This window comes from Reichenbachiella sp. (genome assembly GCF_039941815.1).
Classification (GTDB): Bacteria; Bacteroidota; Bacteroidia; order Cytophagales; family Cyclobacteriaceae; genus Reichenbachiella.
Window position 1 is genome coordinate 32190 of record NZ_JBDVDW010000065.1, and the last position, 24941, is coordinate 57130.

General features: G+C 40.6%; 30 protein-coding genes. 12 read left to right on the forward strand and 18 right to left on the reverse strand.

Annotated elements, in window-relative coordinates:
• Entirely contained in the window at positions 1 to 843 is an 843-nt protein-coding gene (locus ABJF11_RS17190; protein WP_348121326.1) for a hypothetical protein, read from the forward strand.
• Here ABJF11_RS17190 and ABJF11_RS17195 read toward each other — a convergent pair whose 3' ends face one another.
• Genes ABJF11_RS17195 through ABJF11_RS17205 form a run of 3 tightly spaced genes read right to left on the reverse strand, consistent with a single transcriptional unit; the run spans position 844 to position 2346 of the window.
• A complete protein-coding gene (locus ABJF11_RS17195; RefSeq protein WP_348121327.1) occupies positions 844 to 1146 on the reverse strand; it encodes a hypothetical protein in 303 nt (100 codons plus the stop codon).
• Positions 1146 to 1940, reverse strand: coding sequence for a DUF2520 domain-containing protein (locus ABJF11_RS17200; RefSeq protein WP_348121328.1), 795 nt, complete (start codon positions 1938 to 1940; stop codon positions 1146 to 1148). Before ABJF11_RS17200 ends, ABJF11_RS17195 begins: the two co-directional genes overlap by 1 nt.
• Positions 1941 to 1971: 31 nt before the next feature.
• Positions 1972 to 2346 (reverse strand): response regulator, encoded by a 375-nt coding sequence (locus tag ABJF11_RS17205; protein ID WP_348121329.1) that lies wholly within the window; start codon positions 2344 to 2346, stop codon positions 1972 to 1974.
• A 226-nt stretch (positions 2347 to 2572) separates the two neighbouring features.
• Between ABJF11_RS17205 and ABJF11_RS17210 the strand changes: the two genes are divergently transcribed.
• Positions 2573 to 3442 carry an alpha/beta hydrolase gene (locus tag ABJF11_RS17210; RefSeq protein WP_348121331.1) on the forward strand — a complete coding sequence of 290 codons (870 nt, stop codon included), beginning with the start codon at positions 2573 to 2575 and terminating at the stop codon, positions 3440 to 3442.
• Between the two features lie 51 nt (positions 3443 to 3493).
• Here ABJF11_RS17210 and secDF read toward each other — a convergent pair whose 3' ends face one another.
• Both secDF and ABJF11_RS17220 read right to left on the reverse strand, forming a co-directional pair.
• Positions 3494 to 6484 (reverse strand): protein translocase subunit SecDF, encoded by a 2991-nt coding sequence (secDF, locus tag ABJF11_RS17215; protein WP_348121332.1) that lies wholly within the window; start codon positions 6482 to 6484, stop codon positions 3494 to 3496.
• Between the two features lie 94 nt (positions 6485 to 6578).
• On the reverse strand, positions 6579 to 6959 hold the full coding sequence (locus ABJF11_RS17220; RefSeq protein WP_348121334.1) for a hypothetical protein: 381 nt from the start codon (positions 6957 to 6959) through the stop codon (positions 6579 to 6581).
• A 67-nt stretch (positions 6960 to 7026) separates the two neighbouring features.
• Between ABJF11_RS17220 and ABJF11_RS17225 the strand changes: the two genes are divergently transcribed.
• Positions 7027 to 7968 (forward strand): glycosyltransferase, encoded by a 942-nt coding sequence (locus ABJF11_RS17225; RefSeq protein WP_348121336.1) that lies wholly within the window; start codon positions 7027 to 7029, stop codon positions 7966 to 7968.
• Here the strand turns inward: ABJF11_RS17225 and ABJF11_RS17230 are convergent.
• From ABJF11_RS17230 to ABJF11_RS17240, 3 genes are read right to left on the reverse strand one after another with little or no spacing between them, the layout of a single operon-like run.
• Complete coding sequence (locus tag ABJF11_RS17230) at positions 7965 to 8774, reverse strand: hypothetical protein (RefSeq protein WP_348121337.1); 810 nt, start codon at positions 8772 to 8774, stop codon at positions 7965 to 7967. The two genes, ABJF11_RS17225 and ABJF11_RS17230, sit on opposite strands and share 4 nt — an antisense overlap.
• Positions 8774 to 9739: a ribosome small subunit-dependent GTPase A gene (gene rsgA / locus ABJF11_RS17235; protein ID WP_348121338.1), complete on the reverse strand. Its 966-nt coding sequence runs from the start codon at positions 9737 to 9739 to the stop codon at positions 8774 to 8776. The genes ABJF11_RS17230 and rsgA overlap by 1 nt, the downstream gene beginning before the upstream one ends.
• Positions 9740 to 9777: 38 nt before the next feature.
• Entirely contained in the window at positions 9778 to 10407 is a 630-nt protein-coding gene (locus tag ABJF11_RS17240) for a peroxiredoxin (protein ID WP_348121340.1), read from the reverse strand.
• 211 nt (positions 10408 to 10618) lie between these two features.
• Here ABJF11_RS17240 and ABJF11_RS17245 point away from each other — a divergent pair, with 211 nt between their 5' ends.
• Positions 10619 to 11701 carry a DUF6588 family protein gene (locus ABJF11_RS17245; RefSeq protein ID WP_348121341.1) on the forward strand — a complete coding sequence of 361 codons (1083 nt, stop codon included), beginning with the start codon at positions 10619 to 10621 and terminating at the stop codon, positions 11699 to 11701.
• A gap of 211 nt (positions 11702 to 11912) precedes the next feature.
• Here the strand turns inward: ABJF11_RS17245 and ABJF11_RS17250 are convergent, their stop codons facing one another.
• The gene (locus ABJF11_RS17250) at positions 11913 to 12083 is read right to left on the reverse strand and encodes a hypothetical protein (protein WP_348121342.1); all 171 of its coding nucleotides are present in this window, start codon (positions 12081 to 12083) and stop codon (positions 11913 to 11915) included.
• A gap of 184 nt (positions 12084 to 12267) precedes the next feature.
• On the opposite strand from ABJF11_RS17250, the gene ABJF11_RS17255 reads away from it, so the two are divergent.
• Together ABJF11_RS17255 and ABJF11_RS17260 are read left to right on the forward strand one after the other, a co-directional pair.
• The gene (locus ABJF11_RS17255; RefSeq protein ID WP_348121343.1) at positions 12268 to 12729 is read left to right on the forward strand and encodes a low molecular weight protein-tyrosine-phosphatase; all 462 of its coding nucleotides are present in this window, start codon (positions 12268 to 12270) and stop codon (positions 12727 to 12729) included.
• Positions 12726 to 13586, forward strand: coding sequence for a fructosamine kinase family protein (locus ABJF11_RS17260; protein WP_348121345.1), 861 nt, complete (start codon positions 12726 to 12728; stop codon positions 13584 to 13586). Before ABJF11_RS17255 ends, ABJF11_RS17260 begins: the two co-directional genes overlap by 4 nt.
• Here ABJF11_RS17260 and ABJF11_RS17265 read toward each other — a convergent pair.
• On the reverse strand, positions 13569 to 14855 hold the full coding sequence (locus ABJF11_RS17265) for an aspartate kinase (RefSeq protein ID WP_348121347.1): 1287 nt from the start codon (positions 14853 to 14855) through the stop codon (positions 13569 to 13571). The genes ABJF11_RS17260 and ABJF11_RS17265 overlap by 18 nt on opposite strands.
• Positions 14856 to 14999: 144 nt before the next feature.
• On the opposite strand from ABJF11_RS17265, the gene fbp reads away from it, so the two are divergent.
• Entirely contained in the window at positions 15000 to 16013 is a 1014-nt protein-coding gene (gene fbp / locus ABJF11_RS17270) for a class 1 fructose-bisphosphatase (protein ID WP_348121348.1), read from the forward strand.
• On the opposite strand, the gene ABJF11_RS17275 is transcribed toward fbp, so the two are convergent.
• From ABJF11_RS17275 to yihA, 3 genes are read right to left on the reverse strand one after another with little or no spacing between them, the layout of a single operon-like run.
• Positions 16010 to 16321, reverse strand: a complete 312-nt coding sequence (locus ABJF11_RS17275) for a hypothetical protein (RefSeq protein ID WP_348121349.1) — start codon at positions 16319 to 16321, stop codon at positions 16010 to 16012. The two genes, fbp and ABJF11_RS17275, sit on opposite strands and share 4 nt — an antisense overlap.
• A gap of 6 nt (positions 16322 to 16327) precedes the next feature.
• Positions 16328 to 16765 (reverse strand): DUF5606 domain-containing protein, encoded by a 438-nt coding sequence (locus tag ABJF11_RS17280; RefSeq protein ID WP_348121350.1) that lies wholly within the window; start codon positions 16763 to 16765, stop codon positions 16328 to 16330.
• A 37-nt stretch (positions 16766 to 16802) separates the two neighbouring features.
• The gene (yihA, locus tag ABJF11_RS17285) at positions 16803 to 17399 is read right to left on the reverse strand and encodes a ribosome biogenesis GTP-binding protein YihA/YsxC (protein ID WP_348121351.1); all 597 of its coding nucleotides are present in this window, start codon (positions 17397 to 17399) and stop codon (positions 16803 to 16805) included.
• Between the two features lie 203 nt (positions 17400 to 17602).
• Between yihA and ubiE the strand changes: the two genes are divergently transcribed.
• Both ubiE and ABJF11_RS17295 read left to right on the forward strand, forming a co-directional pair.
• Positions 17603 to 18325, forward strand: coding sequence for a bifunctional demethylmenaquinone methyltransferase/2-methoxy-6-polyprenyl-1,4-benzoquinol methylase UbiE (ubiE, locus tag ABJF11_RS17290; RefSeq protein WP_348121990.1), 723 nt, complete (start codon positions 17603 to 17605; stop codon positions 18323 to 18325).
• Positions 18274 to 19050: a porin family protein gene (locus tag ABJF11_RS17295; RefSeq protein ID WP_348121352.1), complete on the forward strand. Its 777-nt coding sequence runs from the start codon at positions 18274 to 18276 to the stop codon at positions 19048 to 19050. Before ubiE ends, ABJF11_RS17295 begins: the two co-directional genes overlap by 52 nt.
• On the opposite strand, the gene ABJF11_RS17300 is transcribed toward ABJF11_RS17295, so the two are convergent.
• The 3 genes from ABJF11_RS17300 to ABJF11_RS17310 form a co-directional block, all read right to left on the reverse strand.
• Positions 19047 to 19349, reverse strand: a complete 303-nt coding sequence (locus ABJF11_RS17300) for a hypothetical protein (RefSeq protein ID WP_348121353.1) — start codon at positions 19347 to 19349, stop codon at positions 19047 to 19049. The genes ABJF11_RS17295 and ABJF11_RS17300 overlap by 4 nt on opposite strands.
• 114 nt (positions 19350 to 19463) lie before the next feature.
• A complete protein-coding gene (locus ABJF11_RS17305; RefSeq protein WP_348121354.1) occupies positions 19464 to 20417 on the reverse strand; it encodes a GNAT family N-acetyltransferase in 954 nt (317 codons plus the stop codon).
• A gap of 1 nt (position 20418) precedes the next feature.
• Positions 20419 to 20814, reverse strand: a complete 396-nt coding sequence (locus ABJF11_RS17310) for an FdtA/QdtA family cupin domain-containing protein (RefSeq protein WP_348121356.1) — start codon at positions 20812 to 20814, stop codon at positions 20419 to 20421.
• A gap of 102 nt (positions 20815 to 20916) precedes the next feature.
• Here ABJF11_RS17310 and ABJF11_RS17315 point away from each other — a divergent pair, with 102 nt between their 5' ends.
• Together ABJF11_RS17315 and ABJF11_RS17320 are read left to right on the forward strand one after the other, a co-directional pair.
• Positions 20917 to 22041, forward strand: a complete 1125-nt coding sequence (locus ABJF11_RS17315) for a hypothetical protein (RefSeq protein WP_348121358.1) — start codon at positions 20917 to 20919, stop codon at positions 22039 to 22041.
• A gap of 2 nt (positions 22042 to 22043) precedes the next feature.
• Positions 22044 to 22643, forward strand: coding sequence for a YigZ family protein (locus ABJF11_RS17320; RefSeq protein ID WP_348121360.1), 600 nt, complete (start codon positions 22044 to 22046; stop codon positions 22641 to 22643).
• Here the strand turns inward: ABJF11_RS17320 and rlmN are convergent.
• Both rlmN and ABJF11_RS17330 read right to left on the reverse strand, forming a co-directional pair.
• On the reverse strand, positions 22640 to 23686 hold the full coding sequence (rlmN, locus tag ABJF11_RS17325; protein ID WP_348121361.1) for a 23S rRNA (adenine(2503)-C(2))-methyltransferase RlmN: 1047 nt from the start codon (positions 23684 to 23686) through the stop codon (positions 22640 to 22642). The genes ABJF11_RS17320 and rlmN overlap by 4 nt on opposite strands.
• Before the next feature lie 22 nt (positions 23687 to 23708).
• Positions 23709 to 24119, reverse strand: a complete 411-nt coding sequence (locus tag ABJF11_RS17330; protein ID WP_348121363.1) for a (4Fe-4S)-binding protein — start codon at positions 24117 to 24119, stop codon at positions 23709 to 23711.
• Positions 24120 to 24233: 114 nt separating this feature from the next.
• On the opposite strand from ABJF11_RS17330, the gene ABJF11_RS17335 reads away from it, so the two are divergent.
• Positions 24234 to 24848, forward strand: a complete 615-nt coding sequence (locus ABJF11_RS17335) for a DUF6134 family protein (RefSeq protein WP_348121365.1) — start codon at positions 24234 to 24236, stop codon at positions 24846 to 24848.
• Positions 24849 to 24941 lie beyond the last annotated feature (93 nt).

Consider the following 24941-nt stretch of genomic DNA (forward strand, 5'->3'; position numbering starts at 1 on the left):
TTGAATCCTATCAAAATACTTCCAGCCCTGGTGTTCACTATCCTAATCGGAACGAGCGCGTTTGCCCAATCCGGTCTCCAGAGCTATACCCCATCGGTGCTGCTGAGCAAGGGCCAGATGGAATTCAAGTTGTTCAATAATCTCTACACCCAGACCAAAGTCAGGGACGAAAATGGGACTACGATCCAGCTCGGAGAGCGGCAGTCTTTTCTGAATCACCAATTGAGATTTCTCTACGGTATCTCTGAGACCTCTCGGATCAATGTAGGCATGGAAATCAATACAACTACTGCCTGGTATGGGGGGGTATCCACCAGCACGCTATTATCTGGTATTGGGCCTACAATAAAATTTGTGCCTCTGTCCGATCGGGGCAATTTCAGTATTCAGAGCACATTCCTTATTCCACTGAATGGTGAGCAGCTTGAGAATCCAAGATTCATTAATCACAACCGACGCACGTGGTGGACTCAGTTTTTCTATGACCATTCGATGAGTACCAAATGGAATCTGTTTTTTGAAGTAGATCTGCTTTATAGATTCAAAGAAGATCCGTCTCAAAACAATTTTTTCAGGGTACCGGTCAGCACGATTGTAAGCTACTTTGCCAGCTCAAAATGGACTATCTATAGTAATCTGCAGTATGCTGCTGCCTACGGTAGGCTGCCTGGAGTAGAGTCGGTTGATTTTGGAAGGATGAGATGGTTTACTCAGCTTGGCGTAGGTACTAAATACCTCCTATTGGATAATCTTGAATTGGAATTATCATACGCTAATTTTCTATGGTCCCGACGGGATGGCGCTGGTGAGGCTTTCAATTTTGGGTTGAGATGGATTAGGTAATCATCCAAATAGCAGAAACCATGACCCAATTCCAACTACGGCTACAATGGAGAACAGTAGGATGAGTTTCTTTCTAAGATGGTCTCTATTCGCGCGATGCATGGCAACTCTCAACTGCCTATAGTACTTCGGAGAGGCTTTTTTGAAGAAATGTGGAGCGACTTTTTTCTTGTCTTTTCTCGCTGCGTATCCTGTAATGTATGACTTATCGAAACTTCCGTACGGATAGGAATCACCTTTGACGAGCGATCGGTTATTCTTCGTCGAATTGATCATATCCTTCATAAAACCTGCTCCCCCCATTATTCTCGATATTTGGTGATTATCATATGAGTTATACGCTGATAGATATCTGCGAGTTCGGGTTGTGATTCAAGTAGCTTTAGGTGCTTTGCGATAGTGGTTTGATCATTACGTCGAGCAGGTCCAGTGAGTGCCTGGTCAGCACCTACTTCAAATACATTGGCAATGGACTGCTCTACCAGTGGTTGCAGGATTTTTTTATGCAAACTAGTTTCAGCAAGTATTTCTTTGGCTGCTGCCAGCATCCGATTGGTAAAATTACTGGCAAAAACCGCTGCTACGTGCAGCTGCTGTCTTTCTGCTTCTTTGACCTCTTGTACCGTCTGACTCACCAGTTTTGCCAGTTCCCTCGCTTGATTCAAGGCACTCGGATGATTTGCTTCTATGAGAATGGGTATTCTTTTGAAATCAATATCTCTGTTAGATGCAAAAGTCTGCAGCGGGTAGAATACTCCGAAGTACTCTATATTATTGGCCATCACATTCATAGACACAGTGCCAGAGGTATGAAAAAGAGTCGACCCGGGAGGCAGTTTTATTTTATTCACTGCCCGACTTATAGCGTCATCTTTGATAGCCAAGAGGAATATTTTTGACTCGCTTTGAGCAAAATCCAGAGAGTCAGTTGCTGACGAATTAGGGATGTGTGCGGACAGTTCCTTGGCTCTATCGAGGCTACGGCTGAATATTTCCCCGACTGGAACATCATTGTCATGAAAAGCATGAGCCAAATGCGTCGCTACTCTTCCGGAACCGATAATAGTGACTTTAATCTTTTGATGGATGCCTCTCAATGCTTTGGGTAGAATAATTGTCTAATTCGGATCAGGTTACTCCAGCAGTGACCTCTTTGATGGCCATTTCTATCTCCTTTACATTCAAGGGTTTCCTAAAGACTTTTTTAACTAGGTTGTCAGATATGGCTTGTTCTATATCATCATCCTGGTCTAGTGATGTAAGTATAAAACATTCGATATTTTGGAATTTTTTACGCGCCTCAGTTACGAATTCTATCCCATCCATTTCCACCATCCGCATATCGCTGATCACCACAATAAATTCATCTTCAAGATTAGCCATTTTACTCAAGGCCTCAGGCCCGGATTCGGCTACCATTATCGAATACTTGGATTCAAAACTCTTTTCAAAAATTAATCGAGGTATGGCCTCGTCGTCGACGTATAATACTTTGATATTCATTTTATAACTGGTTTGATCCTAATTTAATCAATTTTTTATATAGAGGTCAGGCTTTACTAAGGTAATCAATTGTATTGGTATATGATCGAAAATCTCACCCTCCCCGGACCTCGAAATACACTCGCTGCCATATTAGTTTTAACCCTGATAGATCTGGTATCAGCCATATACCAGATCGCTATCCCTTTGAAGAATAGATTATCTTTAGCACTATCAAATGTTTTTTATGGAATGTTGCTCACCCAATCAATGGTACCAGACTACAGATACTTTTCTCTGGAATAGTCATCAGATAGTTTATAAAGAGGAGAATGTAGGTCAGGACTACTTGCTATTGGTACATGGCTTCCCCACCGCGTCGTACGACTGGTGGAAATTATGGCAGCCACTTTCCAGGCATTTTTCCTTGATTGCTCCGGATATGCTTGGATTTGGATATTCTGATAAGCCTCAGAATTTTCCCTACTCGATCATGACGCAAGCTGATTTGATTTTGGATCTACTCAAGTCCAAAGGAATTCACAGATTTCATATTATCGCACATGATTATGGAGACACTGTGGTACAGGAAATTCTGGCACGGACTCAGGAGGATGCTACATTCGAAGCACCTTCTGTCTGCCTGCTCAATGGAGGTATTTTTCCCGAATCTCATCATCCACTGCCGATTCAAAAATTATTGATGAGTCCGGTTGGGTTTGTTTTGAGCCGCTTGCTAAACAAGCAAAAGTTTGTTAAATCATTTTCAAAAATTTTCGGTGCTCATTCTCAACTGAAAGACAAAGAGCTGGATGACTATTGGATGCTGGTTTCTCGAAAAAATGGTCATAGGATTGCACACAAAATCATTCGGTATATGAAGGAAAGAGTTGAGCATAGAGAAAGATGGGTAGGGGCCTTGCGAACATTTCAAAATCCACTGGCATTGATCAACGGTCCTGAAGACCCAATATCAGGGCAAGTCATGGTCGACCGCTATAAGGAAATTATTAGCGATAAGAATATTTGGCTCTTGGAAGGGATAGGACACTATCCTCAAGTGGAGGCTCCCCAGCAATTGCTGAATTACTATTTGAAGTTTGTAGAAAAGCAATAAAAAAAGGTCCTTAAACAATCGTTTAAGGACCTTTTTTGAATTTCAGTTTGCTTAATCTTTCTTGCTATTGAAGTCTATTACTATAGGCGTAGCAATGAATAGGGAAGAATAAGTTCCAATCAGAATACCAATGATTAGAGCGAAAGAGAAACCTTTCAGCACTGCTCCTCCGAATAAGAACAACACAAATACCACGATCAACGTGGTCACAGAAGTGATCATGGTTCTATTGATTGTGCTATTCAGTGATTCATTGAATACTGCTACCATATCACTGCCAGCTTTGATTCCCAGATTCTCTCTGACTCTATCAAATACTACCACAGTATCATTGATTGAGTATCCAATGATGGTCAACATCGCGGCAATGAATACCTGATCTACTTCGAACGAGATGCCAAGCATGTTAGCAATGGCAAATGCAGAAAGTACAAACAAGGTGTCATGGAATAATGCAATGATGGCCCCTAGTCCAAATTGCCATTTTCTAAATCTAACCAGGATGTAGAGGAAGATAGCTATAAGTGCAAATACCACTGATTTGGTGGACGCATTTTTGATGTCGTCAGCAATTGTAGCACCGACCTTAGACGAACTAGCAATAGTAAATTGACCCTCAGAGAGCTTTGTGTCATCCTGAATGTAACTCAATTTTTTGAATTCAGAAACACCTTGTATCAATGCAGCTTTGACTTGCGCATCCGCTTCATCAGTTTCATCTCCGATCAAATAACTCGTGGTTACCTTCAATATGTTTGGTGCACCGTAGGTTTTCACCTCTACCCCCTGATTTTCAAATGAACTGCCCAATGCAGTTTTCAAAGTAGAAGATTCTACAGGGTTGTTGAATGAAATCACATAAGATCTACCTCCCGTAAAGTCAACACCATAAGTCAATCCTTTGACCAGCATAGCGATGATACCCAAAGAAATAAATATGGTAGAGAATAAGTAGGCAAATTTTCTTTTCGAAATGAAGTCGAAGTTCATATTCGATAGAGCATTTTTAGAGAGCCCGGTTACAAATGAAATTTTACTTTGATCACCTTTTTTACTCATCCATTCTACCACTACTCTGGTAATAAATACTGCTGAGAAGAACGAGCAGGCAATACCGATCATAAGGGTAATAGCAAATCCTTTTACAGGTCCCTGACCCATGGAGAAAAGAATAATTCCCACAAGGAATGTGGTGACGTTTGCATCTACAATAGAAGAGTAAGCCTTGCTATATCCAGAGGAGATAGCTTGTTTTACTCCAGCTCCATTCTTCAATTCTTCTTTGATTCTTTCGAAAATCAGAACGTTGGCATCGATCGACATACCGATCGTCAATACGATACCAGCTATACCTGGAAGTGTCAATGCAGCGCCAATGGATGGCTGCGCCAATATTCCAAGAATGAAGAATACATTGAAAAAGAGTGCAAGGTTGGCGATCATTCCGCCCTTAGAATAATAAGCCACCATAAATACGATAACTATTCCTAGTCCGGCAAGAATAGAGAGGATACCCTGTTCCTGAGCAACTTTCCCCAGAGTTGGGCCGATCACTACATCTTCTACGATGGTAGTAGGTGCTGGCAAGCTACCCGCCTTCAGGATGTTAGCCAAATCCTTCGCCTCGTCCAACGTAAAGTTGCCCATGATTTGAGAGCTACCGTTTGGAATCTCACCATTTACATTAGGTGCTGAGTATACATAGTTGTCAAGAACTATAGCTATTCTTCTGTTTACATTAGAACCAGTAAGTCTTTTCCACTTTTTAGCGCCATTAGCATTCATGTTCATGCTGATTGCCGGGCGACCTTTATCGTCAAGCTCCTGACGAGCGTCCACGATTACTTCACCACTCAATGGGGCCTGGCCTCCACGACTAGATTTGATCGCATAGAGCTCCAAAAATTCGTCCTGGTTTAGTTCATCCTGATTTTTGATTGGTTTTACCAACCACATAAATTTGATTGTTGCCGGGATTACCTGCTGTACCTTAGGGTTTTTCAGCATTCTGTTGATCTTGGCAGTATCTTTCAAGTAATATACCAATCCATACTGCGCTTGTAGCAGATTGAATAGGGGAGATACCTGAGCATTGAACGTAGAGTCTACAGATGTGCTGTCACTTTCCAACTGAGCCTCCAGATCATTTACATCAAGAGAATCATTCTCATCTTCGGTCTCAAACAAATCACCCAAATCATCATCTGACGATTCTTCTACCGCTGCTTCTTCCGAAATCTCAGGCAAGGCAGCCTGCATTTCTTTTACCATAGCTTCGTTCATTGCCTGCAGCGTAGGTAGGATTTCCTGCATTTCGTTTACTTCCCAAAACTCCAGTTTGGCAACACCTTGAAGAAGTTTTCTCACCCTTTCAGGATTGTCAATACCTGGTAGTTCGATCTGAATTCTTCCAGTGCCTTGTAGTCTTTGGATATTAGGCTGAGAAGTACCAAATCTGTCAATCCTGGTTCTAAGGATATTAAAAGAGCGAACAATTGCTCCATCTACTTCATCGTTGATGATATCCATCACGTCCGCATCTGGAGTGCTTAGGCTTATTCTGCCTCGGTTAGCTGCTGTAGCAAATACGCTAGACAAAGATTTGTCCGGGGCAATTTCTTTGAATGCACTGTAAAACTCAGTGACAAAGTCCAACTGTGTACCTTTCACTCTTTCCTTTGCCATATCGAGTGCCTTCAGAAAATCAGCATCGAGGCTGTTTCCACTTACACCTTTTATGATTTCTACCGGAGAAACTTCAAGCGTGACATGCATTCCACCCTGAAGGTCAAGACCAAGGTTGAGTTCTGTTTCTTTTATTTCTTTGTACGTGTAATCAATCCCTAAAAGATTGTACACGGGCTCATTCCATACTGAGTCCAGGTATTGTTGCTTCTTTTGATAATCTGTGACATTGTCAACAGTAGCAGCATCAATTGCTTGCTGGTTTACTCGCTGCGCCACAAAAGTGAACGACAGGTAATAAACACAAAGTAAGGAGACTACTATAGTAAGCAGTACTACTCCGCCTTTATTTTTCATTTTTATAAATATTTAAAAGTAATTACTAAGTAAAATTTTTCTGAGTGTGCGGCTGTGAGCAGCCAGGGCCATGTCTCTCGACGAATAGGGTAGATTAGGGTGCGTTTGGCGCAATGATAATGTTGAAAAGCACTTTGAGGAGCTTTTCGGGCAATACTTCAACTGCACTTACCAGAGTTTTACTTCTAGGTGCCTCAGCAGTAGGCTGATCTTGCACAGTAAAATCTAAAGGTGACAAATGAAGTTGAGCAGTAGGGGTTACGGCTTCCAATACAGAAATTTGTACTTCACTAGGGTTTCCCTCCTTTGCATCTTTCTGCTGATCCGAATCTGTTGCCTTTTGGTCAACCTGATAAGTAATCGCTGAATCTACATATGACCTTACAATAGGCTGCGCAACAATGCACAATCCCGCCAGCATACCTACCAGAAGAATGAAGCTTTTGTACTTCGCTATGTTTGTGATCAGATTCATTTAGCCCACAAAAGTATATAAATATTAATTAGATGGAAGAATCAAACAAATATTTAGTTTTGAACTAATGAATAATCCTTTGGTGTCAGTCATATGTCTATGCTATAATCAGCAAAAATTTCTCTGCGAAGCATTGGATTCGGTACAGAATCAAACGTACGACAACATCCAGTTGATTATAGTAGACGATGCCAGTACGGATGGCAGCAAAGAACGAATCAAATCCTGGCTAAGTGGGAAATCAGACGTTCCATTCCTGGATCATTCTGTGAATCTGGGCAGCACGACAGCTTTTAATACAGGATTGGCACTGGCCTCCGGAGACTATATTATTGATTTGGCCGCAGATGACGTGTTGTGTCTGGATAGGGTAGAAAAGCAAGTACGCTTTTTTGAGACTTTGGGCCATGAAGTAGGTGTGATATACTCAGACGCCATGTATATCAATGCCGATAGTGAGCCTCAGGCCTTACATTTTGACCAATCCAGACTAGTTTCCCATGTAGGAGATATCTATGCTGATGTGATCGATACTTATTTCATACCTACGCCCACCATGATGATGAGGCGAGAGGTGCTGGATGAATTGCAGGGTTATGATGAATCATTGGCTTATGAAGATTTTGATTTTTGGGTCAGGTCAGCCAGAAATTGGCAATATCAATATCAGTCTGATGTACTTACTAAAATCAGAAAAAGCCAATGGTCATATTCTACTAACTGGTACAAAAAAGGCGATCCTCAATTGTATTCGACCTATCTCATCTGTCTTAAAATCCGTGATTTGAATCGGAGTCAAGAGGAGAATATTGCGCTTCTAAATCGGATTCGATTTGAAATGAGGCAGTCCTTTCTTTCTGGTAATCATCGAGAGTTCGATTTGTTTCATCTACTATATACAGACTTGGGCGAGTCGTCTTGGATTTACACTTTGCTGAAAATACTCAATAGGCTAAAGCTCAATTTTTCCATTGTCAGATCATTCTATCACAAACTAAGATTTGGCTAATTTTTTCTCCAAAACCGCATTTCCAGAGAGATTCTTGTTTGGTCCGTATTATGATTGACGGAGCCACCATGGATCAGATAGGGCGAGAAGATCAGCATTTGATTGGGGCCTGGATTAGGCCTGACGAATTTTAGTCTTGATTTACAATCTATCAACCCTGGCACATTGTATTGAACGCCATTCATTATTGCACCATGCTTTGTTCTAACAAACTCGTCTTCAGACAGCAGGTGCGACGCTTCAGCCAATAGCAAAGAGGAATGCTCATTACTGCCGCATATAGGAATATATATATTGATACAGTCGCGAAGCTCATCCAACCAGGCATCTTTATGAAGGGGATTAAAATCGAGCTGATTGGGACGGATGAGGCGAAAATGGAATACTCTTTCGCCATTGTATGGTTTTGTACTCTGCAGAGGCAGGCCACATATGGTTGAAACCAGCACTTCGAGCTGATCGAAATAAGGGGCAAGTTCGTCCGCCTGGATTAGTTTCGTCTCTTCTATTACAGCTAGATGCTCATTGTAGTTTGAAATGCTCCTATGGTACCGATCCAGCGACAGCCCATCGAGGTTCACACCTCCTTTTTTTATTTTCCTATATAGGAGGGAAGATACCTTTTCGGTAAATGCCCTATAATAATTAGTATTATCAAAAAGTGGCAGCATTTTGTACCCCTTGTGATGCCAGTCACAATCGGTTGAAAGGTCGTCTTGTTTGTCTATAAGTCTACCGTTGCCATCTACGTGCTCTTCGCCTTGCAGCTCATAATGTATCTCATCTTTGCCTACAAGTATCTTCATCAGCGCCTGTTATCATCACCCAATAGCATACTCAAATAACTGTCGTATCGACTTTGAGAAATTTCACCCTCTTCATAGGCACTGGCTATTGCACAACCTGGCTCATGGGTGTGCGTGCAATTGTTGAATTTACACTGGCCCAACAACTCACGTAATTCTGGAAAATAGTGACTCAGCTCATGAGATTCGATTTCAGCAAGTCCGAGTTCTTTGATCCCGGGCGTATCTATAATATAGGAGTCATCTGCAACGCGAAACCGCTCTGCGAAGGTTGTTGTATGTATTCCCTTTTCAGAGAATTCTGATATTTCGGATGTTTTTTGATCCGCTTCAGGTATAAGATTATTCACCAGAGTAGACTTACCTACTCCAGAGTGTCCAGATATGAGTGTGGTTTGGTTGGAAAGTCTTTTCTTGAAGGATTCGATATCCTTTTTGTCCAAGGCCGAGATAAATGCGGTTTGGTAACCCAAATTCTCGTACTCTTTCATTTTCTCCTTCAGGCCAGAGAGTTCTTCTGGGGAAAGCAGGTCTATTTTATTGCACAAAACCATGGCAGGAATTCTGAAAGCCTCTGCCGTCACTAGAAACCTGTCAATAAAACCAAGCGAGGTACGCGGCGTGGCCACTGTCGCGACTATTACCGCCAAGTCTATATTGCTGGCAATGATATGGCCGTGACCTTTTTTCTTTGGAGAAGTACGAATGATATAATTCCGTCTGGGGTGGATAGTAGCTATGATCTTCGCATCTTTGTTTCCTTCATCATCGATGAGATCTACTTTATCACCAACGGCTACAGGGTTTGAGATTTTTTTATTCTCGAGTTTGAATTTCCCCTTTAGCCTACACTGGTAGCTCGTCCCGTCAGAACCTTCTACCAAGTACCACAAGCCCATTGATTTAGTAACTATTCCCTGCATTATTTTGAATTGGAGGGCTAAAATAAAAAAGTCCTCCATCATGGAGGACTTTTTTATTGTCGTAATGCTTAATCTTAATATTAATGATTGGACAAGTAGTCTGCTACACCTTCTCTGGTGGCTTGCATAGCGTCTTTTCCTTCTTCCCAATTTGCAGGGCAAACTTCTCCATGTTTTTCAACATACTGAAGTGCGTCTACCAATCTGATCATCTCATCAATATTTCTTCCCAAGGGCAGGTCATTGATAGTTTCATGTCTCACTGTACCTTCCTTGTCGATCAAGAATGAGCCTCTAAATGCGATAGGAAGGCCTTTGAATGAAAGGTTTCCTTCTTCATCATAATCCCAGTCTCCAGCTAACACACCGTAGTTATTGGCAATAGTTTTGCTTGTATCAGCTACTAATGGGTAAGTTACTCCTGCGATGCCACCTTTGTTCTTGTCAGTCATTAACCAAGCGAGGTGAGTTTCTTCAGTATCTGTGGAGGCACCAACTACGGCCACTCCTCTTTTTTCAAACTCAGCTAATTTTTCTTGAAAAGCTAAGATTTCTGTAGGACATACAAAAGTAAAGTCCTTTGGATAAAAGAAGAATACAACTTCTTTCTTACCCAAGTATTGATCCAATGAGAATGATTCGACTATCTCTTCTCCATTTATTACCGCTGGGGCTTCAAATAAGGGTGCTTTTTTTCCTACTAATGACATAATATATTATGAATATTTAAATATTAATTTTTTAACAGTTCAAAATTAGTCTTTCGGCAAGGTTAGAATGAAATATTAAATCAATTTTATTTATGAGTGGATAGATTTCGATGCTTGATTGCAAGTAGGTTTCACGAGACTTTAGATCGTTTAATTGTGTAATTATTGGAATTAGCCTTATTTTTAAACTACTAATTAAAAACTACTAATTATGAGATTGAATTTTACCAAATCTACATTAATACTGTGCTTGTCATTTTTGTTCCTATCTGGTCAGCACTTATCTGCGCAGTCACTCCAGGATGCTGAAGCTTTAGATCTCACACCTTTCTTAAAGGCAGGTGAGGAAGATGCCAGTAAACTTATTGGAGCCTACATGAGTCCCATGTTTACAGGTATTGGTTTCGGTGTAGCCAATGGCTGGTACAACACCGCTAAACCTCACAAACCACTTGGTTTTGATATTACCGCTACTGTGAGTCTTGCTAAAGCACCAAGTGAGGATTTGTTTTTCACCTTCTTAAATTCAGAATACAACAATATTAGTCTGGCTAATGGCACGTCTGCTGATTTGGCCTCGGTTTTTGGCGGAGACAACACGGTGGGTATGATGACTAATCTTTCGGGAACAGATCAAAATGGAAATAGCTACACTGCTTCTAGTTCCTTTACTTCGCCTCCCGGCATCCCGCTTGGCGACGAAATCAATGGATATGTACCTGTACCGATGATTCAAGCAGGTATTGGACTCATAAAAAACACAGATTTGAAAATTCGCTGGATGCCTACTCAAAAAAGTAGTGAGTATGGCTATGAAATCAAAATGTTTGGAGTGGGTATCATGCATGATTTCAAACAATGGATTCCAGGTATCAAGCATATTCCTATCGACATGTCTGTCTTGGTAGGCTACAACCGTATCAGTACCACTCTTGATTTTATTGATAGTGTGATTCCTGGGACTAATCAAGGTGGAGAGTTTAGCGTCAATGCACTGACTTATCAGATATTGGTCTCGAAGAAACTATCTATTCTTACACTCTACGGAGGGTTTGGATACAATAGTGTGACTACAGACTTCAAGATTTTAGGTACCTATCAGATTCAGGGAGACAACGATATCTCAGGCTCATACATAGAGCTAGTGGATCCTGTACAGGAAGAGTACAAAAGTGATGGGATGAGAGCTACTGCAGGTTTCAGATTGAAGCTGGCGGTGATTACGTTGCATGCAGATTACACGCTACAGAAATATAATACGATTACTGCTGGACTTGGATTCAGTTTTAGATAAGAAACATAACCATTTTAAATTCCATACCCTATTAAAACGAAAAGCCCCGATTGTGATCTCGGGGCTTTTCATTTTTGATAAAAATGTTAAACAGGTGTATGAATAAAATTTGTGTTATGTACTTCTTTATACTAGAAGCACACACAAAGTAACCACCTGTTCTAATTTTTTTATTTTATTTTTTTGAATGGGTCAAATATTGACACGAGTACTAGTCCCGAATCGACGCTGTAATCACAGAAATGGACTCTTTTGGTGATATCGCATCTTTTGCAGCTGTAAGTATATCTGGCGATTTATTCAGCTTGTTCGCGAATAGTATCAGAAACAAGAGCGATATCTTTAGGATAAAGGTTAGTTCTGATTTTACTTTTCTCGACATACTATCAATGGTTTAGATTTCTCGAAGTTAAAATTATATAATATTAAGAAGAGGGCTATTTGATTTCGATGAATCCATTGAATTAATAGACTAATGGTTTACACTATTTTATTGTTCGTTCATATTTACAGCATAAGATGTCGAATGGTCTTGATGGTAAAAAACATTTTTTAAACTCACAATTATGAAAAAGATACTTTTTGTATGTCTGGGTAATATTTGTCGCTCACCCCTTGGTGAGGCAATATTTAATCACAAAGCAAGCATGATGGGCTTGGACATGGTGGCAGATTCAGCAGGTACAGCAGCCTATCATGTAGGGGAGCAGCCAGATCATCGCAGTATTGAGGTTGCACGAGTGCACGGTGTGCCGATCAATCATAAAGCGCGAAAGCTCATTGTAGAGGACTTTGATCGATTCGATTATATTCTGGCTATGGACGGGCAGAATTTTCAGGATATGAAATCACTCACAACAGGCAACACTGATCATTTGTTTTTGTTGAGAGAATTTGATCAGGATGCAAATGGAAAACAAGATGTACCAGATCCTTATTATGGTGGTTATGATGGTTTTGAAAATGTTTTTCAAATGGTATCAAGATCCATAGATCAATTGATTGTGCACATAGAAGCTGAAAAATGAATTCCCTGACGGAAGTTATTCATCAACTGCTAGATGGAAGCCGGTCGACTTCTCCTTCTCTTATACCTGTTAGTGGAGGATGTATTCATCAGGCAGGAAGATTCGAATTTCTTGGTAAGAAATATTTTATAAAGTGGAATCGTAATGCGACTGATATGTTTGCTGCAGAAGCCAAAGGACTGAATACTCTCGCTGCTACTCGTACAATTGCCATTCCTACTGTTTTTCAACTGGGTGAGTTAGAAGATGTTGATTATCTGTGCATGGAGTATGTAGAGTCTGGGGTGGCCGATTATGACTTTTGGCAATCTTTTGGTCAACGACTCGCTGATTTACATCAATGTACAGCCGACAATTTTGGACTGGACCATGACAACTATATTGGTAGTCTGTCGCAGTCCAATAAAAAACATAAGCACTGGAATGATTTTTTTATCCTCGAAAGACTGACTCCCCAAATAAAAAGGGCATTTGATCAAAATTTGCTTTCTAAACGAACGGCAGACAAATTCGATCAACTATTTCTTAGATTGAAAGATCTGATTCCTAAGGAGTCACCTTCTTTGATACACGGAGACCTATGGTCAGGTAACTTTTTGATTGGAAAGGATCAGCGCGCATTTATTTTTGACCCTGCTGTATACTATGGGCATCGAGAAGCCGAGTTGGCATTCAGTCAAATGTTTGGTGGGTTTGGTAAGCAGTTTTACCGAGCTTATCAGGACACATTTCCGTTGCAGCCTGGTCACGAGTCACGTACAGATATTTTTAATTTATACCCCTTGCTCGTTCATGCAAATTTGTTTGGATCATCCTATCTAAGTGCGATAGAACGTACTTTAACTCATTTCACTTAGGTCGCGATGTTTTTTTTCAGGTACATAGAGTAGGTGATACACATCCTGAGATTTTTGCTCAAGCAAGACTTCTTTCCTTTCATATATCTTATCCAGCGCCGACTGGTCATACCCTTTTACTGTGAGCATTTCCAAATTGTCGCGCATTTCGATATGAAATGACTCACTTAGCCGCTCTACCAGCTTTTCTACCTTATCAAATTTTTTGTCAATACAAATAGAAAAGCTAACTGCAGAGTTCTGCATAAGATTGATCTTGATATTAAGTTGGTCAAGCGCATTAAAAATCATTCCCAATTTCTTCTCATCAATAAAGGTAAAATCGGTCACCTTAAAATCAACGAATACTTGCTTAGTTTTCAGAATGAATGAAGCGGGGTGCATTCCTGCATGTTCATCTCCGATGGTCGTACCGAGATTATTTGGTGAATTAAATGGACGTACGTATAGTTTTATACCATTTTGAGCCAGGGGTTTGATGGTCCTAGGGTGAATAATGGAAGCACCATAGTAGGTCATTTCTGAAGCATCCGTGTAGCTCAGTTTAGAAATAATCTCTGCATCGGGCATCTTGTTGGGGTCAGCAGTCATGACACCAGGTACATCTTTCCAGACAGTGACAGATTCCGCTTTTAGCCCTGTAGCGAATATGGCGGCACTAAAATCAGATCCTTCACGTCCCAGAGTAGTAGTTTTACCCTCTCCGTTGGAGCCGATAAATCCCTGAGTGATCACAATAGAGTCTTTTGCGAAGACTGGAATCTTTTCAATGATATTGCGAGTGGTCATTTCCCAATCTACACGTGCGTCGATATAGTTGTAATCCGTCTTAATATAATTGCGGGCATCCAACCAGACCGTTTTGTGTACATTTTCGTTGAGATAGTTTCTTATGATGCGAGTGGAGAGCAATTCTCCCTGACTCACCATCTCACTGTACACTTCGATATACGGCTTTCCTTCTGCATTATTGAGATATTTAGCAATAGCAGAAAAGATGGACTCTAGTCTTTCAAACACTTGGTGGTCAGACTCAAACAGACCATTAGAAATCTCTAAATGAAACGATTTGATTTCTTCTAATTTTGATTTCCAGTCACCCTTTTCAAAAAATAGTTTGACGAGTTCTTCCAGCGCATTTGTGGTCTTACCCATAGCGGATACGATGACTATCAATTCATCATTGCAAAATTGTCTGATAACCTCAGCTACATTTTTTACTGAAGGAGCGTCTTTCACAGAGGCGCCTCCAAATTTGAATACTTTCATTTAGGAAAAATTAGAGTCGCAAAATTACCTAGGGTGGCACAATAAAAAAATAAAAGCTTGACAATTGAGGGTAGATTCTCTTAACAGTGACATAACATTAGAAGTATTATTTCTATTTTTGCAACCACCCAAAACAACTTCTTAATGGATAAGGAAACACTCGGATCGACCATCGGCACCACCTTGGATAGATTCATCAATGACAAGCAAGGTGAATTTCCCTTTGCCACAGGTGAGCTCTCTCAATTGCTAAGAGATATAGCCCTGGCAGGAAAAATAATTAACCGAGAGGTAAATAAGTCCGGCTTGCTTGATATAGCGGGTGCATACGGAGCCACCAACGTACAAGGAGAAGAGCAACAGAAGCTTGATGTCATTGCTGACATACGGTTTACCAGAGCGCTTAAAAACGGCGGCGAAGTTTGTGCCATCATATCCGAAGAAGAAGATGACCTGATCAGACTGAATGCCAATAGTCGCTATGTGGTGGCCATGGATCCATTGGATGGCTCATCAAACATAGATGTGAATGTCTCTATAGGCACTATTTTTTCCATCTATAGAAGAGTATCACCAATCGGGACTCCTGTACAAATGGAGGACGTACTTCAAAAAGGTGATAATCAGGTAGCTGCTGGATACATACTATACGGATCATCTACAATGTTGGTCTATACGACCGGACACGGTGTCAACGGTTTTACTTTCGAACCTACTTTGGGAGAGTTTTTACTTTCTCATCAAAATATGAAGTGTCCTAAAGCTGGGAGTATCTATTCCATCAATGAAGGATCTTACCAAAGTTTCGAGCCTTCTGTCAAAGAGTACCTACAGTATTGCAAGGCAGAAAACTACAGTGCAAGGTATATTGGTTCGCTGGTGGCTGACTTCCATAGAAACCTGCTTAAAGGTGGGATATATATGTATCCAAGCACAGAAAAGGCACCTAATGGCAAACTTCGCCTAATGTACGAATGCAACTGTCTGGCTTTTATTATTGAGCAAGCAGGAGGCATGGCTACGGATGGTGAGCAACGTGTGATGGAGATTCAGCCCACCGAGTTGCATCAAAGAGTACCGTTGTTTATTGGGTCTCCTGATATGGTAAACAAAGCACAGACTTACAGAAAAGAGTTTGCAACCGCGCAGAAAGACTAATTATCCTTGTATTTTTCTCTTGTTTCTATTTTTTGCAATTCTCGTTTTATGACGGCTCGAGCCAGTGATTTACACATCTGATCTGTAGGCTCCGTGGTTAGGATTCGTTTAAAAACGTTTTCATCCAAGTCGATCTTATAAAAGGCATTCATGAGTCGAGGCATATCCTGGTCGATTAAATATTGGATAATACGAGCCAATGACTGCTCCAACTCCTCTATGGACGAGCCAGAATTGGCCAGCTCTTCTTCCGGTAGCTGAAAATGTTTGATGATAAGCGTACGACACGAAGACACCGTATCACTCATGGTTTGCTATTTGTCTGCCTTTTCTTCCTTTTCCTTTTTTTCCTCTTTCTCTTCGAAGAGTTCAGGATAATTTTGACTGAGCAGATGATACCATTTTACTAATTTTTTGATATCAGAAGCATACACTCTGTCTTCATCATACTCAGGTAGTATGAATTTCAAGAAAGATTTTAACTCATCATTGTTGGCGTCAGAAGCCAGACCGGTGTCGCCCTCGAACTCTGCATGAATTTTCTTCATGACTTCCTGCAATGGGCGGGAGCCTTCTTTGTCTGTAGTGTATATTGAAATCTCTCCAAGAACGGAGACCTTGGAGTTGGCATTTACGATGAGTTTCTTTTTTTGATCATCCATCGATTCAAGAATCATTCCTCCTCTTGTCGGGGCTACCACGCTAAATAAGCCGCCTTTACCAGATACTGTTGCTATTTCGTTAAAATCCATAGTTTATTGTTAGTCAAGGGCAAAATTAATACAACTATTAAATACTCTCATTGATTTGACCCACGTATTCCAACAATTCCTTCCTGCCGACTTTCTGGGCGGAAGATGTGATAAACGTAGGGGGGAGTTCTTCCCACGATTTACTTAGCTCCGCTTTAAAACTGGCAACATTAGATTGTATTTTGGAGTTGTTGGGCTTGTCTGCTTTGGTGAATACAATCGAAAAAGGAACCTTGTGTTCGCCCAGCCAGTTTAAAAATTCAATGTCAATTTTCTGCGGAGGTATACGAGAATCTATCAGTACAAATACATTGTACAAATTTTCACGCTGGGCCAAATAATTTTTGGTCATTCGGTTCCATTGTTCTTTCATTTCCTTGCTGACCTGCGCCCAGCCATAACCAGGTAAATCTACCAGAAACCAGGTTTTATTGATTAAGAAATGATTGATCAGCTGGGTCTTGCCAGGTTTGCCAGAAGTTTTTGCCAGCTTGTTCTTTTCTGTGAGCATGTTGATCAAAGAGGACTTGCCTACATTCGACCTACCGATAAAAGCATATTCTGGCTTATCAGGATCAGGACATTTAGTATAATCAGTGTTGCTGATCACAAATTCGGAACTGGTAATCTTCATTGGATAGTTTTTTGCAAAAATCGTTAAAAGCTGAACAGAACTCCACCTTCTGGGGATTTATTTCTTCTATGGATTTGTTGAGAGATTCTGATGGTACTGATCAGAATTGGAATGTACCGGCAAATCGATGCTGTAAGATTGGAATTTATATAATTATCTCAGCGAATCGGATTAATATTGCACCAAAATTAAACAGAAAGCAATTGACTGTACTGCCTTACAAAAATCAGGAGAAATCAAAAAAACAACAGGTCGCTGACATGTTTAACAACATCAGCAAGCGTTACGATTTCCTCAACCATTTCCTAAGCCTAGGGATTGATATACTTTGGAGAAAGAAGGCTATTAAACAGCTGAAATCTCATCAGCCTAAATTAATCCTGGATATAGCCACAGGTACCGGTGATCTCGCCATCGAGGCACTAAAACTCAATCCAGACAAAATAATAGGAGTTGATATTTCTGAAGGCATGTTGGATGTTGGCCGCAAGAAAATGATTGAATTAGGCGTAGAGGATCAGATTGAAATGAGGCTTGGAGATTCGGAGCAGCTGCTATTCGAAGACAATAAGTTTGATGCGGTAATCGTTGCCTTTGGAGTGAGGAATTTCGAAAACCTGGAGAAGGGATTGACTGATATGAGGAGAGTAATGAAAGATGGCGGCAAATTAGTCGTTCTGGAGTTTTCTAAGCCGACCAAATTTCCAATGAAACAGTTATATGGTTTTTATTTTAAAGCTATCTTACCTCTAGTTGGAAAAATCGTCTCAAGTGACAATGCGGCATATACTTATTTGCCAGAGTCCGTTGCGGAATTTCCTCATGGTCAAGGTTTTCTTGATATTTTAGAAAAAACAGGTTACAAAAACACCCAATGCAAACCACTTACATTTGGCATAAGCTCAATCTATACTGCTATCAAATAGTCCTGTGCATTGTCATTGGATTGAGTTTGGTTCCAGAAGATGCTAAGTGTCAACTTCCTGGGGGTATCAATCTTCCCAACTTTGACGAGCAATCAGTGCACTATGGGTTTCTCATAGGCGGCCACTCTTCACGTCTAAGATTGAAGTATTCGGATGAGTTTACCACACCTGCTTTGGATTCGGTTCATTCGATTCTGCCTACTCAGAAAGTCGGTTTCAAAATTGGCTTTATTGTTAACTTTCATTTGTTCCAATATTTGGATGTACGCGTAGCACCTACGTTTAGCTTTTATCAACTTGGCCTTGACTATAGGTATGACAACGGTTCTGTGCTGGAAGAACTTAGAGATCCAACTTACTTTGAGCTACCAATCCTTTTGAAATATAAATCAGTGAGAAGGGAAAACAGAGCCATTTACTTGCTGGCAGGCTTGACACCTAGTATAAAAGTATCAGGCAATAAAAAGGAGGAGGATTCTACTGAGCGGCTGTTGCTGGAAAAGTTTAATCTTTCTGCAGACGTCGGGGTGGGATTGGATCTTTTTCAACCACTTTTTAAATTTTCTCCAGAAGTAAGGTATTCCTTCGGGCTCTTAAATGTCCTGGACCCAGAGGAAAATGATTTTAGTGCAGGAATAGAAAGTCTGAATGTACACAGTTTTACTATTTATGTGACCTTCGAAGGAGGCCCATCCACATTTAGAAAAAAAGCGAGGAAATATTAATCTTTAAGAGTAGTCTTTTCAGCATCTTCATCCATATATTTCATTTTATACACAAAGTAGAAAAGAAAATTGAATTTGTTGACTGAGTAGTAGCTAGAATCTGGTTCAGCGTCTGGATTGGTATTTTCTTCCATCTCTTCAGCTTCTTTTTTAGCTTTGGCATCAATGGTCTCCGGTTCAGAATTTTTTTCATCACCGTATGATGCACCACCTCCATTGCCATTCGCATTTTTCTCAGTAAATGCGGAGAGTGATAAGCTCAACAATAAGCAGAATAGTATGGAAAAGAGTTTTTTCAACTTTTTGGATTATGCTATTGAAAGCAACGAATTTATAGATAAAATAGTTACAATGGGAGTCCAGACCCAATTTTCTATTGGAATTAAGTCAAATTTAGGTGATTTACTTATTCGTTAGTTGTGATACGATGTGTCATGGCTGATGATATTTCGATAGATATTTCGCTTGGATTCGATTCCACCCATACGTTCTTTGAAGGCAATGAGGCTGAAATTCAGCTCAGACCCAGTCATAGATGTCCCCAAATCCAACACCTTGAAATCATGCTCGCGACCGTATCTATAAAGCTGATCGATCAATAAAACCATGGGGCTATAGGTATCATGAGAACGACTGCTCGCAGGCATAAAATTGTACAATACATCCTTGCTCACTGCTACGCTGACTGTAGCCGCAATCAGCTGATTGCCATCATAAATACTTATCAGATGATAGGTATCCGGAAGTTTTTGGATGGCTTCTGCCAGTCTGTCAAAACTGACCGGCATCTCATGATTTTTTTGTTTTCGACACTTGGTTATGAACGAATATAAGGTGTCCAATCGGCTGGAATCTTCATGCCTGCATTCGAAGTTAGCAGAGAGACTCTTTTTCAATCTTCTTTTCTGCATCGTAGAGAAATGCTCTGACGGATCGGCCTCAGTAATCACCAAATGATGATTTATGTCTGTGCCATATATTTCAAAGTTTTTTTCGGTGAAAAATTCAGGATTGTGTTGAAATTTGCGGTGAAAATCAGGCGCAGATTTGATGATGATTTCCTTTATGTTTTTAGACCTGAGTTGATCGAAGATGTAATTCATAAAACCAAACAAAACTGACGGGTCGGAATATTTGCTGGATTCGATTCCACCAAATGGAGCCTCCCACAGACTAACGGCCTTCTGATTCAGGATTTGAAAATGAATGGAAAGTATGAGTTCACTGGTAGATTGATCTACTGCGTAGAAACTGACGACATCTGAAGTAAGCTGTGATAAATAATCTGGATGATAGAAAATCGAATCACTTGTATAACCTGTCTCGGGTGGCAATTCTGTGCTGTAGATGACGTCGGTGGTTAACATCCTATACCAAAGTCTGGGACTTGAACTGCTCGTAGTCACGAATGTAGTCTTTCTCGTCATACACGTGAGAGGCCATTACCAATACGACACTATTCTTAGAGTACTCAATTTTACACCAGTAATTAGGCGGTATCAACACCATTTTTGAACTGCTATCGAGGCAATATGAATAGCTTGTTCCACCGCAATCTTCCAAAGAAATATTTAATTGACCACTGATGCAAACCAAGAGTTGTTGGCATGACTTATGTGAATGCTCTCCTCGGATTTCGTCGAATTTATTGGATGTTATCCAGTAAACTCGTTTTATTGCGAAAGGAATATTCATACCTTCAGCAACAGTCATTAGGGCATTAGTTTCAATGGCTGGAAGGTTAAATAATCTTGGAACTATCATATCTTAAATTTAATTTCAAATTTGTCGATTATTAAGCTTAAAAAAAACCGATTTAGTTCTTTCCCTTTAATACAAGTGAAATCTGATTTTAGGAATTACAGGATGTCACTTTTATTCTTTATATGTATTGCTCTACCGAATATCACTTTTGCGCAAAGCAAACCACTCTTTGGAAATTCGGAACTCTTAGAAATGGTAGATCGTGGTGGAGATCTTATTTACAATCAGCAATTCGATTTGGCGGAGCTAACCATTGATTCGTTGGAGGTCTTGTTACCAAATCACCCCATAGTGCCCATGATGAGAGCTATGCGATTGGCATGGCAGGATCAGCCGATCCGTACATCCAGCCCAATCTACGAAGCACATGAAAGGTATCTTCGAAAAACTATAGAGTTGTCTGAGGTGATAAGTAATCGCGAAAATGACAATCTGGAAGCCATGTTTTTCAAGATGTCCGCTCATGGCCTTCTGGCGGAGTATTACGCACAGGAGGGCAGTAGTTTCAAAGCCATGTCGCAAGCCAAGCAAACTTATAATTTGATAAAGAAAACTATGGAGCATACTGCTGAAAGCTCCGAGCTATTATTTCTATCTGGATTGTACAATTATTTTAGAGAGAAATATCCAGAGCGTCACCCGATTTATAAATCGTTTGTATGGATTTTCAAATCTGGAGATATCGATCGAGGATTGGTTCAGTTGGACAGTGCCGTTCATCATAGCAAGATCGTAAAAATTGAGGCCGCGCTTTATCTATCTTATATCCTGCTACGCTACGAAAACAATACAACACGAGCAAAATATTACCTGGAGCGGTTGCACAAAATGTATCCTGCGAATGATTATTTCCAAGCTAAATATTTAGAATGTTTGATGCGGCTCAAAGATTATGACAATGCCCTACCATTAATTACCAAATTAAAAACTCATAAAAAGCCCTACTTCAGAATGTGTGGTGAGATTTTTCAAGGAGTTTATACAGAAAAAGTTGAGGGCCTGGATGCTTTGGCTAAGAGCTATTATCAGAAAGGCTTATCTAGTGGAAAAGAGGATTTGGATCGCGGCGAGTATTATAGAAGCATAGCGTATTTAGGACTTGGCAGAATTGCTGAGCGCAACAAAGAGTTGGATTTGGCTGCTGAGTATTATGAAAAAACGATTGATCTTGATGAGACAGATTGGCTCACAGTAGAGAGTGAAGCAGGATTAGAAAGAATTGACTAACCATGGCTGAATCTTACCGAACGATACGGTCAGAGATCAAAGGGTTTTATAAAGAGAAAGGGAGCAAGTTTATCAGCCTGGCTTATCACGTAGATTCCCTTGATCAGGTCAAGTCGAGATTAGAAGCCTTAAGAAAAGAATATCATGACGCCAGACATCATTGCTATGCCTATGTGATTAGAGGTGGGCTCCAAGAGCAGATTCGTGCCAACGACGACGGGGAACCCAATCATTCGGCCGGTGATCCTATACTAGGCCAGATCCGATCTTTTGAATTGACTAATGTACTGATTGTGGTGGTTAGGTATTTCGGAGGCACCAAATTGGGAGTTAGCGGATTAATACAAGCATACAAGACTGCCGCTGAGGAAGCGCTGAGTCAGGCCAACGTGGAGGTGGTAGAAATCAAGGAAGATTTCAAAGTTGAATACGGCTACGACAAAACGAGCGAGGTAATGAGGATTGTCAATGATTTTGGCGTTGAAATCAAAAATCAGGAGTATCTCGAAATTTGTACCTTATATGGCAGGATTGATCCTGAGAGGTTCGGAGCGCTCAAGGATAAGCTGAGTTTGGCGCAGGTGATTGCCAGGAAGCTTTAATTTTTGTTCGCTAATTGGCCGCAAGCCGCATCTATGTCCTTACCTCTGCTGCGTCGCACATGTACGTTTACTCCCTTACTTGTGAGAAATCGAGTAAAATTGTCTAGCGTATCTGCATCTGCATTTTTATAACTGGCTTCCGCGATAGGGTTGTATTCAATGATATTGATCCTGGCAGGTACCCTTTTCCAAAACTCGTACAATTCTTTTGCATCCTGCAAGGAATCATTGAAATCATAAAAGAGAATGTACTCGAAGGTAATTTTATTCCCGGTTTTTTTGTAAAAATAATTGAGCGCTTGACGCAACGCATCCAAAGTATTGGATTCGTTGATAGGCATGATCTTATTCCGCTTTTCGTCGTTGGCGGCATGAAGAGAAAGTGCCAGATTAAACTTTACCTCATCGTCGGCAAGCTTTTTTATCATTTTGGCGATACCCGCGGTAGAGACCGTTATTCTTTTTGGTGACATATTCAGTCCATCGGGCGAGGTGATCATTTCGATGGAATCAATCACATTTTTATAGTTGAGCAGCGGCTCTCCCATACCCATATAGACGATGTTTGAAAGCGGCTTTTCATAATTTTCCTCTGCCTGCCTGGCCACGACTACTACCTGATCGTATATTTCCGAAGCGTCTAGATTTCTCTCTCTATCCATATATCCGGTAGCGCAAAACTTGCAACTAAGAGAGCAGCCCACTTGTGAAGAAACGCAGGCGGTCATTCGTTCGTCCTGTGGGATTAAGACGCTTTCTATCAAATGGTTGTCATGAAGCTTTAGAGCAGACTTGATGGTACCATCGTTACTCTTTTGTTCTTTTTCCACCTTGGCTGGGCGGATTACAAAGTGTTCTTTGAGTTTATCTCTGGTAGCAAGTGACAAGTTGGTCATCTCATCGATGGATGTTGCAGATTTTTTCCAAATCCATTCGTGAATTTGTTTGGCACGAAAGGGTTTTTCACCAATTTCAATCAGGAATTCAGAAATTTCCTTTTTGGATGATTTTCTAAGATCTGTCATACTTGCTGCCTCGCTCATGGCGCAAAGATACTGCTAAATGTTAGCCTTTAAAATCAATTTTTTTGTGCGATCCATCACAGTAGGGTTTGTTGTCAGAAGCGCCACAGCGACAAAAAGCAGTTGCTTTACTGTCTTTCAGGATTTCCTGGCCGTCATGTTTTATTTTCATATTGCCATAGACCATTAGTGGTCCATCGGGCATGGTTTCTACTATTATTTCCTGACTCATGGTAGCTGCTTCTGCATCGCCAGCGATGGAGAGCGCTCCGGAAGGACACTTTTTGACTTGATCAATAATATCCTGCGCAGAGGCCCCGTCGATATTCACCCAAGGCCGCTGCTTGGGATTGAAGACTTTTGGGAGTCCGTGAAAACATTTTTCAGAATGAATGCAGAGATCTGATTGCCATTTGACAGTCACGTCATCTTTGGTGTAGTGTTTTGTCGCCATGTGATTAGATTTTTAGAATGCTATTAAATTTAATCAATTAAAGATTCTCGTTTAGCAAAACTGGACTAACTTTCCTCGCGATATATTCTGAAGACAAAACGTAATTATTATCGAATGACGACGATTTTCCTACCCCGTCAAAAAACAATCTTCATTTTTATTACTACTGTGCTTTTAGGATGCTTTATGCATTCTGTATCTGCGCAAATATTAGAATATGATATAATCAAAGGAGATAAAAAAGTTGGCTCCCTGCGTGCTGAAAAGCGCATAGTAGGAGATTCCATGTTTTATTCTATTGAAAGTGAGACCTCTATCAAAATGCTTCTCACATTCAAGGTAAACTATCGCCTCGACGAGCTTTATGTCGGCGGGCGGTTGATTAGTGGTGCTGCAGAGAGTCAACTCAACGGCAATTCTCGAACAAAATCTGAAATCTGGATTGAAAACAACGAGTATATCGTAGAAGTCAACGGCTATAAAGAAAGCATGGGTACTGACCCCATCACTTACTCCGTCCCAGAAGTATACTTTTCTGTGCCTGGTGATCGAGAGGAGACTTTCTCGCAGCAGTTTGCCCAGTATCTTACGCTGAAGAAGGATGAGAAATTTGTCTATACGCTGTACTCAGAAGATGGTCGGAATACTCACACTTATGTCAATGGAATTTGTACTTTCGTGAAATTGAACAGAACTTATGCGTCCTTCTATTTCCGACTGAAACAATAATCTACTGCTCGTGTTGGGAAGTTGCCTTCGGTCAAAGTGTTTGGCTATTTCATTAATTATCAACCTAATTTTAAAGATCTATTAATTTCTAAC